Here is a 14,653-nt window from a genome sequence, read left to right as displayed (position 1 = left end):
TGCGGTGTCGGCGACGCGCCGCCGAACGCGTGCGCGCCTCAGGGTCTCCCGCCCGCCACCGCCGGCAGCGCGTCGCCGCCCGCGCGGCGCATCACCCAGTTGAACAGCGGGGTGGCCATCAGCGTGGAGGTGATGGCCATCAGCACCAGGATCGAGAACAGGCCCTGTTCGATCACCCCGGCCTGCAGGCCGATGTTGATGATGATCAGCTCCATCAGGCCGCGCGCGTTCATCAGTGCGCCGATCGCCATCGCATTGCGGTTGGTCTCGCCGCTGATCCGCGCCGCGGCCCAGCAGGCGATGCCCTTGCCCAGGAACGAAGCCAGCAGCACCGCGCCGGCGGCCAGCAGGATCTGCGGGTCCAGCAGCACGCTCAGCTCGGTCTTGAGCCCGGAGAAGGTGAAGAACATCGGCAGCAGGAACACCACCACGAACGGCTGCAATTGCTCGCGCAGCTTTTCGGTCAGTGCGCCCTTGGGCAGGCAGGCGCCGAGCAGGAAACCGCCGAACACCGCGTGGATGCCGATCGCGTCCATCGCCCAGGCGCTGACGCAGAACAGCATCAGCACCACGGCCAGCACCCCGGCGCTCAGCGGCTGCTCGGGGCGCACGTGGTCGGCCAGGCGGCGCAGCCAGTGGCGGCCGACCAGCAGCATGAACAGCGCGTAGCCCACGCCGCCGCCGATCGCCAGATAGGCGCTGCCCCAGCTGCCGCCGAAGCTGGCCAGCACCAGCGCGAGGATGCACCAGGCCGCGGCGTCGTCGACCGCGCCGGCGGTCAACGCCAGAGTGCCCAGCGGGCTGCCGGTGAGGCCGCGCTCGTGGATGATCCGCGCCAGCATCGGGAACGCGGTGATGGCGATGGCCGCGCCCAGGAACAGCGACGCCTCCAGCAGCTTGGCCTTGGCCGAGAACAGCCCGGGCACGTGCAGCAGCCATGGCGCCAGCACGAAGGCGAGCACGAACGGCACGGCGATGCCGGCCAGCGACACGCCCATCGCGCTGCGGTAGCGCGTGCGGAAGTGCTCGCCACGGAAATCGGTGCCGACCAGGAACATGTACAGGCCCACGCCGAACTGCGCGGCCACGTACAGCATGTCCAGGGTCGGCTTGGGGAACAGCGCCTGCTGCAGGTCCGGCAGCAGCGCGCCGAACAGCGACGGCCCCAGCGCCACGCCGGCGATCATCTCGCCGACCACCTGCGGCTGGCCCAGGCGCCTGGCCAGCAGGCCGACCAGCCGGCACACCAGCAGGATCACCGCCGCCTGCAGGAAGAAATACACCGACATCTGCGGGGTGGTCATGGGCGGCCGTCCTGGAAGTGTCGGCGGATGATAGGAGGCCGTGGCGATGAAATCCACGCGGCCGCGCCGCACATGGTGGGGCGGGGCGCGTTTGCGGTATGGTGCCTGGCGCGCGCGCATGGCGCAGGCCGTACACGCATGCGGGCCGACACCGCAGGACGCACCGGGGAGCGAAGCGATGAGCAAGGGATGGACGCGGCGGCAATGCCTGGGCGCCGCTGCCGCGGGCGCAGTGGCCGGCGTGCTGCCCGGGGCCGCCATCGCGGGCGCCGCCGCTGCCGGTGCGGACGATGCCGACGCGCTGTACCGGCGTGCGTTGGTGCTCGACGCCAACGCCCTGGCCTCGATCGGGCAGGTATTCGATGGCCCGGATGCACCGCAGCTGTTGCAGCAATTGCGCGACTCCGGCGTGTCGGCGCTGAAGACCACGCTGGGCGGTGCGGCCGGCGACTTCGAGACCGCCGTGCAGGACATCGCCGCCGCGCAGGCGCTGGTCGAGCGCTATCCGCAGCATTTCCTCAAGGTGCTGCAGCCGGCCGACCTGCGCCGCGCCAAGCGCGAGGGGCGCGTCGCGCTGATCTTCTCCTTCGAATCGGCAGCGATGCTGGAGGACAAGCCCGCGCGCATCGACCTGTTCCGCCAGCTCGGGGTGCGGGTCATGCAACTGACCTACAACCGCACCACGCCGTTCGGCGTGGGCTGCCTGGACGGCGACACGGGCGGCGTCACCGCGCTCGGCCGCGACGCCATCGCGCGCATGAACCGACTCGGGGTGGCACTGGATCTCAGCCATTGCAACCTGCAGACCACCCGCGACGGCATCGCCCTGTCGCAGCGCCCGCCGGTCATCACCCATGCCGGCTGCGCCGCGGTGTTCGTGCATCCGCGCAACAAGCAGGACGCCGAACTGCGCGCGCTGGCCGACAAGGGCGGGGTGATGGGCGTGTACATGCTGCCGTTCCTGACCGAGGACAGCCGCCAACCGCAGCTGGCCGACTACATGCGCCACCTGCTGCACGCACTGGACGTGTGCGGCGAGGACCATGTCGGCATCGGCACCGACTCGCTGTTCTTCCCGATCACCGAGCAGGACCGGCGCGCCTTCGAGGAAGACCTGGTGCAGCGCCGTCGCGACGGCATCGGCGCCCCGGGCGAGAACCGTCTGCCCTATCTGCCCGACGCCAATACCCCGCGCAAGCTCGAACGCGTCGCCGACGCGCTGCTGCGCCAGGGCTACAGTGCCCGGGTCGCCGAGAAGGTGCTGGGAGCGAATTTCGAACGGGTGTTCGGCGAGATCTGGAGTGTGTGACGCTGTGCTGTGCGCAAAGGACCTGCGTGACGCCCCGGTAGGTGGTGCGTTGCACGCGGCGTCGTTCACCGTTCCAGCGGCGCCGCGCCGCCCGCATTGACCGGGCCCTCGCACAGGTTCAGACTTGCGGCCACATTTCCACCCGAACGTCCACGCCGCCATGGCCCACGCACCGCTGCTGATATTGCCCAACGCCCTGCGCGTCAGCGCAGGCCGGGTGCGCCTGCCTGAAGGAGTGGTCGACGCCGTGCGCTAACGCCGGCCATCGCCGATCCGCCGCAGACAAGCACCCGATGGGTGCTTTTTTATTGCCTGTTTTTCGCTGTTCCACCGTTCCGACACGCCAAGGAGAACGTGCCATGCACTACGCCGCCGAACCCGAAACCTAGCCGCATGCCCGCCTCGCCAACCGGGGCATGCGGCGTCCCCCGTGTTGGCAATGCGGAGTCTTTCTCATGAACACGAACACCCTTTCCAGCTGGCGCAATCTCGGCATCATCGCCCACATCGACGCCGGCAAGACCACACTCACCGAACGCCTGTTGTGGGCCGCCGGTGCGATCCATCGTGTGGGCGAAGTCCACGACGGTGCCGCCACCACCGATTTCTCGGACATCGAACGTGCGCGCGGCATCAGCATCGGTGCGGCTGCGGTGCAGGTGCAGTGGGCGCCGGCCGGGCAGCCGGCGCATCGCCTGACCCTGATCGATACCCCCGGACATATCGATTTCGCGATCGAGGTGGAACGCTCGCTGCGCGTACTCGACGGCGCGGTCGCGGTGTTCTCCGCGGTCGACGGCGTGCAGCCGCAATCCGAAACCGTGTGGCGGCAAGCACGCCGCCACGGCGTGCCGATGCTCGCGTTCGTCAACAAGATGGACCGTGCCGGTGCCTCGTTCGACGGCGTGCTGGCGCAGTTGCGCAGCAAGCTCGACGCGACGGTCTGGGCGGTCGGCGTACCGGTGTCGGGCGACTCCGGCTTCGACGGCTGGAGCGACCTGGTCGACGGCCGCCTGCTGAGCTGGGACGACGAGGGGCACCTGCATGCGCGCGCCTGGCAGGCCGAAGAGGCGGCCGCGTTCGCGGACGCACGCGAGCAGTTGATCGCCGCGGTGGCCGAGCACGACGAGGCGCTGGCGCAGGCCTATCTCGAGGAACGCGCGATCGACGCCGAGCTGCTGCGCGCCGCCTTGCGCCGGGCCACCCTGGCCGGCGCCGGCGTGCCGGTGCTGGCCGGCTCGGCGTTCAAGCGCAAGGGCATCGAGCCGTTGCTGGACGCGATCGTCGACTGGCTGCCGTCGCCGCTGGACCGCCCGCCGGTCGTCGCCCGCGCCGATGCGGACACCGATGCCGGTGCCGAAGACGGGCACGAGACCTTGCTGGCGCCGGATCCGTCCGGTCCGCTGGCGGCGCTGGTGTTCAAGTTCGCGCATACCGCGCAGGGGCCGTTGGCGTTCGTGCGCGTGTATTCGGGCACCTTGCGCGTCGGCGACACGGTGTGGGCGTCGCATGCACGGCGTCCGCGCCGGGTCGGGCGGTTGGCGGTGGTGCAGGCGCAGCGCACCCACGACGTGGCGCAGGCGCAGGCCGGCGAGATCGTCGCCGTGCTCGGCTGGAAGGACGCGGTCAGCGGCGAGACGCTCAGCGGCGTGCAGGCGCGGTGGGTGCTGGAACGCATCCGCACGCAACCGCCGGTGCTGGCGTGGCGGCTCGGCGCGGCCAACGCGACCGACCTGGTCCGGCTGGGGCAGGGCCTGGCGCGGTTGGCGCAGGAGGATCCGTCCTTCCGCGTCGACAGCGATCCGGAGACCGGCGAAGCGGTGATCTGGGGCATGGGCGAGCTGCACCTGGAGGTGATGGTCGAGCGCTTGCGCAGCGAGTGGCACGTGGACGTGCGCACCGGTGCGCCGCGCGTGGCCTACCAGGAAACGCCGCGCGCGGCCGCGCTGGGCGTGGCGGCACGGCTGTCCAAGCAGAACGGCGGCCAGGGCCAGTTCGCGCAGGTGGTGCTGGATGTGCTGCCGCGCGCGGACGGTGCAGTCACTTTTGTCGACCGCAGCCGTGGCGGGGTGGTGCCGAAGGCCTTCGTCGCCGCCACCGAGAAGGGTGCGCGTGCGGCGCTGGCGCAAGGCCCGCTCGGCCATCCGGTGGTCGGCGTGGAGGTGGTACTGGTCGATGGCCAGGCGCATGCGGTGGATTCGTCGGACCTGGCGTTCCAGCGCGCGGCTTCGGACGCGGTGAAGGCGGCGCTGGCGCAGGCCGGCACGCTGCTGCTGGAGCCGGTGATGGCGGTGGCGATCGATGCGCCTGCGCACAGCGTTGGCGACGTGCTCGGCGATCTGCAGCGGCGCGAGGGGCGCGTCGTGGCGATCGAAGAGCGCGGCTCCCGTGCCGAGGTGGTCGCGCAGGCGCCACTGGCGCAACTGCAGGCCTATGCCACGGCGTTGCGTTCGCTGACCCAGGGACGGGCATCGGCGAGCATGACCTTCGACGGCTATGCGCCGGTCAAGGCCGCGTGAGCCGCGTTGCCATCTGGCAATGCGGCAGGAGAACGAGGAGCCGGTTCGCCGGCTCCTCTTTTTTTGTCCGCGCTTGCGTCGACGCCGCGATCCAGGCTTCATAGCCGGCCCCGATCGCCGGAGCCGCTCATGCATCGCCGTCTTGCCCTGCTGACCTTGTTCGCCCTGTCGCCGGTACTCGCCGCGGCACAGCCGCCGGGATGCGCGACGCCGCTGCAGATGGCCGAGCGCCTGTACAAGGCGCGCGATTTCTACTGGCAGCCGCAAAACCTGGACGGCTTGCTGACCCCATCCTTTGCGCACGCGCTGCAGGCCGACCAGCGCTGCGCGGCGCGCGAGGGCGTGTGCCGGCTGGACTTCGACCCGTGGACCAGCGCGCAGGACGGCGACATTCAGGGCGCGCCGACCTTCACCCTGGTCTCGGGCGGTTCGCAGGCCACCGTGGTGGAGGTGCGCATGGACTACCGCTTGGCGCTCGGCGGTCGTGCCGCGCGGGCGCAGTCGGTCAAGATCGAACTGCAGCGCCGCGGCAACGGCTGCTGGGCGGTCAGCGACCTGATCGCGCCGGATGGACAATCGCTGTTCGCGCTGCTGACCGACGCGCAAGACTAGGCGCGCAGCGCGGCGCGCCGCATAGGAGTCCAAATCCCTTTTTGGAATTGGCGAGGAGTGGCTGCGCTGCGCGGGCCGACCCTCACCCCAACCCCTCTCCCGGGGGGAGAGGAGCTAGGAGCGCGGCAAGGGCCTGGGGCTACTGCAGCTTCAGCATCACGATCGCCTTGGCCGGCAGCGCCACCTGCAGCGTGTCGCCCTGCACGCGCGCGCCGGCGAAGGCGGCCGGGCGTACCGCCTGCGGCTGGGCGAAGGTGTTGAGCGCGTCGATGGTCGGTGCGGTCAGGATCTGCCCGTCGACGCCGCGCGCCTGCACCCCATCAAGCTGCACCGCGACGTCGGCGCTGCGGTTCGGGTCCAGATTGGTCAGCGCCACGTACACGTGCCCGTCCTTGGCCCGCACCGCCGAGCCGTGCACCGCCGGCACCGTGTAGCCGGCATGCCGATAGTCCGGCGTCGTGATCTGCAGCGGCAGCGCGGTCGCGTCCTGGTACGGCTTGTACAGCATGAAGACGTGGTAGGTCGGCGTCAGCAGCATCCTGTCGCCGTCGGTGAGGATCATCGCCTGCAGCACGTTGACCATCTGCGCGATGTTGGCCATGCGCACGCGGTCGGCATGCTGGACGAAGATGTCCAGGTTGAGCGACGCCACCAGCGCATCGCGCAAGGTGTTCTGCTGGTGCAGGAAACCCGGGTTCACGTCGGGCAGGCCCTTGTACCAGGTGCCCCATTCGTCGACCACCAGCGCGACCTTCCTGTCCGGGTCGTACTTGTCCATGATCGCGCTGTGCTTGCTGATCAACTCGTCCATCCGCAGCGTGCGCGACAGCGTTTCGATCCACGCCGCCTCGTCGAAGCTGGTGGAGGAGGCGCGCGGCGGCCAGCCGCCGGGCACGGTGTAGTAGTGCAGGCTCAGGCCGTCCATGAACTTGCTGGCCTCGCGCATCATCACCTCGGTCCAGTGGTAGTCGTCTTCGTTCGGGCCGGGCGCGATCTTGAGGATCTTCTGGTCGGCCGGCGCCTTGACGAAGGTCTGGTAGCGGCGGAACACGTCGGCGGCGTACTCGGCGCGCATGTTGCCGCCGCAGCCCCACAGTTCGTTACCGACGCCGAAGAACGGCACCTTCCACGGCGCCTGGCGGCCGTTGCGGCGGCGCTGTTCGGCCAGGGTCGAGCGCGTGGGCGCGGTCATGTACTCCACCCACTGCGCCATCTCGTCCGGCGCCGCGTCGCCGACGTTGCCGGCCACGTAGGCCTGCGTGCCGAGCAGTTCGGTGAGGTCCATGAACTCGTGGGTACCGAAGCTGTTGGGTTCCTCCACGCCGCCCCAGTGGGTATTGACGCTGGTCGGGCGCTGGCTGCGCGGACCGATGCCGTCGCGCCAGTGGTATTCGTCGGCGAAGCAGCCGCCGGGCCAGCGGATGTCGGGGACATCCAGCGCCTTCAGCGCGGCGACCACGTCGTTGCGGTAGCCGCGGGTGTTGGGGATCTTCGAGTCCGGGCCGACCCAGACGCCGCCGTAGATGCCGTTGCCCAGATGCTCGGCGAACTGTCCGAACAGGTGGCGCGACACCGCGGCGCCAGGGCGGTCGGCACGCAGCGTGCCGCGCACCTCGACGTCGGCGGCCTGCGCCAGTGTGGCGGCCAGCGCCAGGCCGAGCGTCGCGGCGATCAGCGGCAACCGTCGCCAGTGTGCCGCACGCTGCTGCAGGAAACGGGGCGAACGCATCGGGAGCTCCTTGTCGGGTAGGGCGGCGCCGTCGCCAGCGTCGCGTGGGAGTGACGGCCAGCGCGCGGCCTTGGCCATGAAGCCCAGGCGCTGCCGCATTCGGGGCGCGCACCCCCCGGCACGATCGCTTCCGCGCCTGTCCCCGGTGTGCCCCGCTCCCGAGCATAGAAGACACGTGGAGGGCGAACCAATGCCCAAATGCGAGGCCGCCATATCGGAATTGCAATGCGCGGCACGGCGCCGCACGCGGTGTGTTGCCAGAACGTGCGCGGTATCGCACAGCGCGCTGTCGGCGCTCGCGCGGCGATGGCCGTGTCGCGCCATCGCTGGTTATGCTGCGGACCCCGCGCATGCGCACCGACTTCCAAGGCTCCTGCATGTCCTCGCTCTTCGGTCATCTTCCCGACGGTACCGCCATCCAGCGCATGGTCCTGGACAGCGGCGACGGCCTGCGCGCCGAAGTGCTGACCTATGGCGGCCTGCTGCGCAGCCTGCGCCTGCAGGGCACGCACGGCGAGACCGAACTGGTGCTGGGGCTGCCGACGCTGCAGGACTACCTGCAGGACCCGGCCTACCTGGGCGTGCTGGTCGGGCGCTTCGGCAACCGCATCGCCGGGTCGGCCTTCACCGTCGATGGCCGGCACTACGCGGTCACCGCCAACGAGGGCGCCAACCATCTGCACGGCGGCGCGCTGGGCTTCGGCCGCCGGGTGTGGACGGTGTCGGCGCAGACCGAGCGCATGCTGCAGTTGCGCTACGACTCGCCGGCCGGCGAGGAGGGCTATCCGGGCAACCTGTCGGTGGAGGCGACCTACCGCGTCGAAGACCGTTGCCTGAGCGTCGAGTTCGTCGCGCAGACCGATGCGCCGACCCCGCTCAATCTCACCCACCATCCCTATTTCAACCTGGCCGGCGATGCCGCGGTGCCGGCCGCGGCACAGTGGCTGCGGGTGCCGGCCGACCGTTACCTGCCGGTGCGCGATGCGGCGCTGCTGCCGCGCGGCGAGGTCGCCACGGTGGCCGGCACGCCGTTCGATTTCCGCCAGGCGCGTGCCATCGCCGACAAGGACATCGCCGCCGATCCGCAGCTCTCGCTCAGCGCCGGCTACGACCACTGCCTGGTGCTGGCCGACGGCCACGACTGCACCGCGCTGCTGTATTCGCCGCACAGCGGCGTGGCCATGCGCATCGCCAGCCCGATGCCGGCCGTGCAGCTGTACGAAGGCCAGGGCCTGGACCGGCAGCATCCGGCGCTGGGCCGCGGTATCTGCCTGGAGCCGCAGGGCTATCCGGACGCGCCGAACCAGCCGGGCTTTCCCGATTGCATCCTGCGTCCCGGCCAGGTCTATCGGCACCGCATCGACTATCGCTTCGCCGAGGTCGGCCGCGGCGCCGACTGGGCGGCGGTGGAGGCGGCGTTGGCGGAGCAGGGCGGCGGTTGAGGCGTGGGACGTCGCAGGCGTGTCTGAAGCCGCGACCGGGCCTTTCCCGGTGTCACCCGTCGCGGCTGAAGCCGCTTCTACGGGAAGACGGGGCCGCTACTGCGCGTGCCCCAGCACCAGTTCGATCACGAACTTGCTGCCGAAGAACGACAGCAGCAGGAGCACCATTGCCGCCAGGGTCCAGTGCACCGCCTTGACCCCGCGCCAGCCGTAGCGCCAGCGGCCGAACAGCAGCGCGCCGAACACGATCCACGACAGCACGCTGAGCACGGTCTTGTGCACCAGCCGCTGCGCCAGGAAATCCTGCACGAACAGCACCCCGGTCAGCAGGGTCAGGGTCAGCAGGATGAAGCCGACCACGATGGTGCGGAACAGCAGCGTTTCCAGCGCGGTCAGCGGCGGCAACGCGCGCAGCCAGGGATGGAAGTCGCGGCGTCGCAGCGCGCGTTCCTGCAGCCACAGCATCACCGCCAGCAGGGCGGCGATGCCCAGCGTGGCGTAGGCCAGCAGCGCCAGCCAGGCGTGCAACTGCAGCCGCCAGTCCAGCACCGGCGCCGGCTCGTGGCCGTAGCCGTGGTAGGCCAGCAGCAGCGCCGCCGACAGCGGGAACACCACCACGCCCAGCGCGGCCATGCGCCCGCTGGCGCCGACCAGGGCGGTCATCAGCGCCATGCCCAGGCTGACCAGCGACAGCGCGGCGAAGAAGTGCATGTCCGGGCCGCCGGCGGTGTGCAGGGCCACCTGCACGTGATAGCCCGCGTGCAGCGCCACCGCCGGCAGCGCCGGCCACAGCCAGGCGCGGCTGCGGTCCACCCGGTCGCGCACCACCGCGGCGATCAGCAGGCCGGTGGCGGCCAGGTACAGCAGGGTGGCGAGGACGGTGATGAGCATCGCGCCAGTTTCGCATATCGGGCCAGCCGCCGTGACGGCGCCGCCGGGGATCGCCGGCGCGCCCGGCTATAATCGACGGCCGTTTCCCGTCCGCGACCCGCCCGCATGTTCGAATCCCTCACCCAACGCCTCTCCGGCACCATGCAGCGCCTGCGCGGCCGCGGTCGCCTGACCGAGGAGAACATCCGCGAAGCCACCCGCGAAGTGCGCATCGCGCTGCTCGAGGCCGACGTCGCCCTGCCGGTGGTGCAGGCGCTGATCGAACGCATCAAGGTGCGCGCGGTCGGCCAGGAAGTGCTCAAGAGCCTGACCCCGGGCCAGGCGCTGATCAAGGTCGTGCGCGACGAGCTGACCGCGGTGATGGGCTCGGCCGCCAGCGACCTCAACCTCAATGTGCCGGCGCCGGCGATCGTGCTGATGGCCGGCCTGCAGGGCGCGGGCAAGACCACTACGGTCGGCAAGCTGGCCAAGCACCTGAAGGAAAAGCGCAAGAAGAAGGTGATGGTGGTGTCGGCCGACGTGTACCGCCCGGCCGCGATCGAGCAGCTCAAGACCCTGGCCGAGCAGGTCGGGGTGCTGTTCTTCCCGTCCGAGGCCTCGCAGAAGCCGGTGGACATCGTCCGTGCCGCCATCGCCGACGCGCGCAAGTCCTTCGTCGACGTGCTGCTGGTGGATACCGCCGGCCGCCTGGCCATCGACGCGGCGATGATGGAGGAGATCAAGGCGCTGCACGCGGCGATCACCCCGGTCGAGACCCTGTTCGTGGTCGACGCGATGACCGGCCAGGACGCGGCCAATACCGCCAAGGCGTTCAGCGAGGCGCTGCCGCTGACCGGCGTGGTGCTGACCAAGACCGACGGCGACGCCCGCGGCGGCGCGGCGCTGAGCGTGCGCTACATCACCGGCAAGCCGATCAAGTTCATCGGCGTCGGCGAGAAGCCGGACGGCCTGGACGTGTTCCATCCCGACCGCCTGGCCAGCCGCATCCTCGACATGGGCGACGTGTTGTCGCTGGTCGAGCAGGTCGAGCACCAGGTCGACAAGGACAAGGCGCAGAAGCTGGCCGAGAAGGTCGCCAAGGGCAAGAAGTTCGACCTCAACGACATGCGCGACCAGCTCGAGCAGATGCAGAACATGGGCGGCCTGTCCGGGCTGATGGACAAGCTGCCGGGCATGGGTCAGATCCCCGAGCACCTCAAGCAGCAGGTCGCCGGCAACAAGGACGTGCCGCGGATGATCGCCATCATCGGCTCGATGACCAAGAAGGAGCGGCGCAACCCGGGCCTGCTCAACGGCTCGCGCCGCGCGCGCATCGCCCGCGGCTCCGGTACCCAGCCGGCCGACGTCAACAAGCTGATGAAGCAGTATCAGCAGATGGAAAAGATGATGAGCAAGATGGCCGGCGGCGGCATGAAGGGCCTGATGCGCGGCATGAAGGGCATGCTCGGCGGCATGGGCGGCCGCGGCGGCCTGCCGTTCCGCTGAGCCCGCGGCCACGGCGCGTGCGGTGAGCGTGTCCGTCGGCACGCGCGTGCTGCGCCTGGCCCTGGCGCTGGCCCTGGCGCTGCACTCGGCCTCCGGCTGGGCGGTGCTGCCGGCGACGCTGGTGTACTGGGTGCTGGTGGTGCTGGTCGTCGCAGCGATCGATCACGCGATGGCGCGACGCACGGCCGGCGGTACCGCGGCGGCGTCCCTGGGCCCCGCCATTGGCGAGGCCGGCGCCACGCCCGCGCCGGCGCGGCTGCCGCCGCCAGCGCAGCCCGTCATCCCACCTGCGGCGATGCGCGCGCGGCCGTCCGGTCCGCGCCAATGGCGCCGCCATCTCGAGGACATCGTCCCGTTCCCGGAGGAGCGCTTCCCGCGCCAGGGCATCTGCACCACCTCCGAGCTGGTGCTGTACGCCGGCGATGCGCTGGTGCTCGCCTTCCATCCCGCCGCCGACGGCCCCGCGCAGTGGCGCTGCGACCTGCTGGCGCCGGGCGCGACCCAGGCGCAGTGGCTGGATGTGGCGGCCGATGCCGAGTGCGTCGTGCCGATCGTGCGCACCGGCGTGTACTCGATCGGTATCGGCCAGGCCGAGCTGCAGGTGCCCGGCACGGTGGCGCTGTGGCGGCGCGTGCCGGAACCGGAGCGGCTGGCGCTGCCGATGCAGCCGCTGCGCGGCACGCCGTTGGCGTATGCGCAGCGCCCCGATGGTAGCCTCGCCGTTGTCGAGGCATCAGCGCGTGACGCATGGCCGCTGGCGCAGTTGCCGCCGCGTTGCGTGGCGCGCGTGCCGGCCGCGGCCGTGTTGCTGTTCGCCGGCGCCGAGCGGGCCTGGGACGTGCATGGAGCGCCGGACACCGCGGTGGCGGATCCCACGGATAACGTGGTCGTGCATCGTCACTTTGTGCAGCTGAGCCAGGGCGACGTCCTAGTGCTGGAGGCGGTGTGGACATCCGGCCTGTTCGGTCAGCCACTGCCGGTACCCGGCGGCGGCCGTCCGACCGACGGCGAACTGGGGCTGTTCGCGCTGTGGCACGGGCCGCAGCTGATGGCCTTGCGTCCGTCCGCGGCGACGCCGACGTGCGTGGAGGTGGTGTGTCCGGTCGATGGGCTGTATTGCCTGGAGCTGCGGTTGTTCGGTCCGGCGGCGTGGCGCGATCGTGCTGTCGAGACGTTCGTCGATCTGCGGCTGTGGGGTGCCTTCGTCCAGTGCCCGTCACGGTTGCGCGCTTTTTCCCTGCAGCAGGTGTGGGTCGGCGATCGGGACCGGCAATGTTTGCCGGTGCCGCTGCCGTGAGCGTCCTCGCATCTCTGGCACGGCGGCCGGAAGGCGGCGCGGCTACCATGGCCGTTCCTGGAATCGCGGAGCACGCATGATGCAGCGCCTGGCGCGCGTGGACGCCTTTCGGCAGCGCTTCGGCCTGAGCCTGCCGATCCTGCTCAGCCCGATGGCCGGTGCCTGCCCGGTGCCGCTGTCGGCCGCGGTCGCCGCGGCTGGCGGCATGGGGGCGATGGGCGCGGTGCTGTCGGCGCCGCAGGACATCGTGGCGTGGATGGATGCGTTCCGCGCCGTTGGCGGCGGGCCGGCGCAGGTCAATCTGTGGGTGCCGGATCCGTTGCCCGCGCGCGATGCTGCCGCCGAGGCCGAGGTGCGTGCCTTTCTCGCGGCCTGGGGCCCGCCGGTCGACGCCGCCGCCGGCGATGCGGCGCCGGCCGATTTCGATGCCCAGTTCGAGGCCCTGCTCGCGGCGCGGCCGGCAGTGGCCTCGTCGATCATGGGCCTGTTCCGGCCGGACCAGGTGCAGCGCCTGCAGCAGGCCGGGATCGCCTGGTTCGCCTGCGCCACCACCTTGGAAGAGGCGCTGGCTGCGCAGGCCGCCGGGGCCGATGCGGTGGTCGCGCAGGGGGCGGAGGCAGGCGGCCATCGCGGGGCCTTCGAGGCCGGCAGCGCCGAGCGGCAGTTGACCGGGCTGTTCGCGCTGCTGCCGCGCCTGGCCGACCAGCTGCAGATCCCGGTGATCGCCGCCGGTGGCATCGGCGACGGCCGCGGCATCGCCGCCGCGCTGACCCTGGGCGCGAGCGCGGTGCAGATCGGCACCGCCCTGCTGCGCACCCCGGAGGCGGCGCTGGCACCGGCCTGGGCGGATGCGCTGGCCCAGGTCGAACCCGAGCAGACCACGTTGACCCGCGCCTTTTCCGGCCGCCTGGGCCGCGCGCTGGCCACCGACTACGTGCGCGCCGCCGCTGCCGCGGAGGCGCCGCCGCCGCGGCCGTACCCGGTGCAGCGTGGCCTGACTGCGCCGATGCGCCAGGCCGCACAGCGCGCCGGCCGCCTGGCGGCGATGCAGGCCTGGGCCGGGCAGTCGGCGTGGATGGCCCAGGCCGAGCCCGCCGCGACATTGGTTGAACGCTGGTGGACGCAGGCGCAGGCCCTACTGTGAGCGCGCAGGTCTTCCATCACGGGCAGTCGGTGGACGCCGAGCTGCTGGCCGCGGCCGCGCTGGTGAATTACGGGCATTTCAGCACCATGCAGGTCCGCGACGGTGCCGTGCGCGGGTTCGATCTGCATCTGCAGCGCTTGCAGCAGGCCAACGCGGCGCTGTTCGGGAGTGTCTTGCCGCATGAGCGCGTGCGCGCCGAGCTACGCGCGGCGCTGGCCGCCTTCGGCAGGGGCGACGCCTCGCTCCGCGTCACCGTGTTCTCGCCGGCATTCACGTTGCGCCGGGCCGATGCCGATTGCGCTGTGGAGCTGCTGGTGTCACTGGCGCCACCGGCACAGGCCGAGGTGGCGCCGCTGCGGCTGCGCAGTGGCGTATTTGCCCGGGAGACGCCCCACATCAAGCACGTCGGCACCTTCGGCGCCTTCCACCAGCGCCGCCTTGCGCTGCAGGCCGGCAGCGACGACGCGCTGTTCGTCGACGCGCAGGGGCAGGTGGCCGAAGGGCCAGCCTGGAACCTGGGACTGTGGGACGGCGCCTGCCTGCACTGGCCGCAGGCACCGGCGCTGCGCGGCACCCAGGAGCGGTTGCTGCAGGCCGGACTCGCCGCGCTGGGCGTAGCGCAGGAGGTGCGGCCGCTGTCGCTCCACGAACTCGGGCCGGACGTGGCCGCCTTCACCTGCAACGCCCGCGGCCAGCAGGCGGTGGCGGCAGTGGACGGGCGCACGTTGCGCCCGGCCGCGGATCTATTGGCCATGCTGGAGGCGGCGTTGCACACCCAGCCCTGGCAGGCGATCTGAGCACTCCGTGGACGGCCATCGTGGCATGGCTGCCGCTCCTGGCGAATCCCCAATCTCGAATCCCCAATCCCGCGGCCGCAAGCCACTGCCCAGACTTGGCAGAGCCGGGGCCGGCCGCTATAAT

The 14,653-nt window shown here is 71.2% G+C and carries 11 protein-coding genes; 8 read left to right on the top strand and 3 right to left on the bottom strand.

All coding sequences use genetic code 11. From position 1 onward, the window contains the following. Window positions 1-38: 38 nt before the first annotated feature. The gene (locus CEK68_RS02320; protein WP_017910272.1) at window positions 39-1,304 is read right to left on the bottom strand and encodes a cation:proton antiporter; all 1,266 of its coding nucleotides are present in this window, start codon (window positions 1,302-1,304) and stop codon (window positions 39-41) included. 178 nt (window positions 1,305-1,482) lie between these two features. On the opposite strand from CEK68_RS02320, the gene CEK68_RS02315 reads away from it, so the two are divergent. From CEK68_RS02315 to CEK68_RS02305, 3 genes are all read left to right on the top strand, one after another. Then, complete coding sequence (locus tag CEK68_RS02315) at window positions 1,483-2,613, top strand: membrane dipeptidase (RefSeq protein WP_226977737.1); 1,131 nt, start codon at window positions 1,483-1,485, stop codon at window positions 2,611-2,613. Window positions 2,614-3,068: 455 nt separating this feature from the next. Beyond that, window positions 3,069-5,132: an elongation factor G gene (gene fusA, locus CEK68_RS02310; protein ID WP_152238414.1), complete on the top strand. Its 2,064-nt coding sequence runs from the start codon at window positions 3,069-3,071 to the stop codon at window positions 5,130-5,132. Between the two features lie 129 nt (window positions 5,133-5,261). Continuing rightward, a complete protein-coding gene (locus tag CEK68_RS02305; protein WP_152238413.1) occupies window positions 5,262-5,744 on the top strand; it encodes a hypothetical protein in 483 nt (160 codons plus the stop codon). A gap of 139 nt (window positions 5,745-5,883) precedes the next feature. Here CEK68_RS02305 and CEK68_RS02300 read toward each other — a convergent pair whose 3' ends face one another. After that, window positions 5,884-7,473 (bottom strand): alpha-L-arabinofuranosidase C-terminal domain-containing protein, encoded by a 1,590-nt coding sequence (locus tag CEK68_RS02300; RefSeq protein WP_226977736.1) that lies wholly within the window; start codon window positions 7,471-7,473, stop codon window positions 5,884-5,886. 377 nt (window positions 7,474-7,850) lie between these two features. Between CEK68_RS02300 and CEK68_RS02295 the strand changes: the two genes are divergently transcribed. Continuing rightward, window positions 7,851-8,915 (top strand): aldose epimerase family protein, encoded by a 1,065-nt coding sequence (locus tag CEK68_RS02295; RefSeq protein ID WP_193314079.1) that lies wholly within the window; start codon window positions 7,851-7,853, stop codon window positions 8,913-8,915. 96 nt (window positions 8,916-9,011) lie between these two features. Here the strand turns inward: CEK68_RS02295 and ccsA are convergent, their stop codons facing one another. Further along, window positions 9,012-9,806, bottom strand: coding sequence for a cytochrome c biogenesis protein CcsA (ccsA, locus tag CEK68_RS02290; RefSeq protein WP_017913516.1), 795 nt, complete (start codon window positions 9,804-9,806; stop codon window positions 9,012-9,014). Between the two features lie 105 nt (window positions 9,807-9,911). Here ccsA and ffh point away from each other — a divergent pair, with 105 nt between their 5' ends. The 4 genes from ffh (at window position 9,912) to CEK68_RS02270 (ending at window position 14,529) form a co-directional block, all read left to right on the top strand. After that, window positions 9,912-11,291, top strand: coding sequence for a signal recognition particle protein (ffh, locus tag CEK68_RS02285; RefSeq protein WP_152238411.1), 1,380 nt, complete (start codon window positions 9,912-9,914; stop codon window positions 11,289-11,291). Window positions 11,292-11,313: 22 nt separating this feature from the next. Then, a complete protein-coding gene (locus CEK68_RS02280; protein ID WP_152238410.1) occupies window positions 11,314-12,588 on the top strand; it encodes a hypothetical protein in 1,275 nt (424 codons plus the stop codon). Between the two features lie 79 nt (window positions 12,589-12,667). Further along, a complete protein-coding gene (locus tag CEK68_RS02275; RefSeq protein ID WP_152238432.1) occupies window positions 12,668-13,732 on the top strand; it encodes a nitronate monooxygenase in 1,065 nt (354 codons plus the stop codon). Then, window positions 13,729-14,529 (top strand): aminotransferase class IV, encoded by an 801-nt coding sequence (locus CEK68_RS02270; protein WP_152238409.1) that lies wholly within the window; start codon window positions 13,729-13,731, stop codon window positions 14,527-14,529. Before CEK68_RS02275 ends, CEK68_RS02270 begins: the two co-directional genes overlap by 4 nt. Window positions 14,530-14,653: the final 124 nt, after the last annotated feature.

The organism is Xanthomonas sp. LMG 12461 (assembly GCF_009192935.1).
In the GTDB taxonomy this organism is placed as follows: domain Bacteria; phylum Pseudomonadota; class Gammaproteobacteria; order Xanthomonadales; family Xanthomonadaceae; genus Xanthomonas_A; species Xanthomonas_A sontii.
This window is presented reverse-complemented; position numbering and strand designations above follow the sequence as displayed.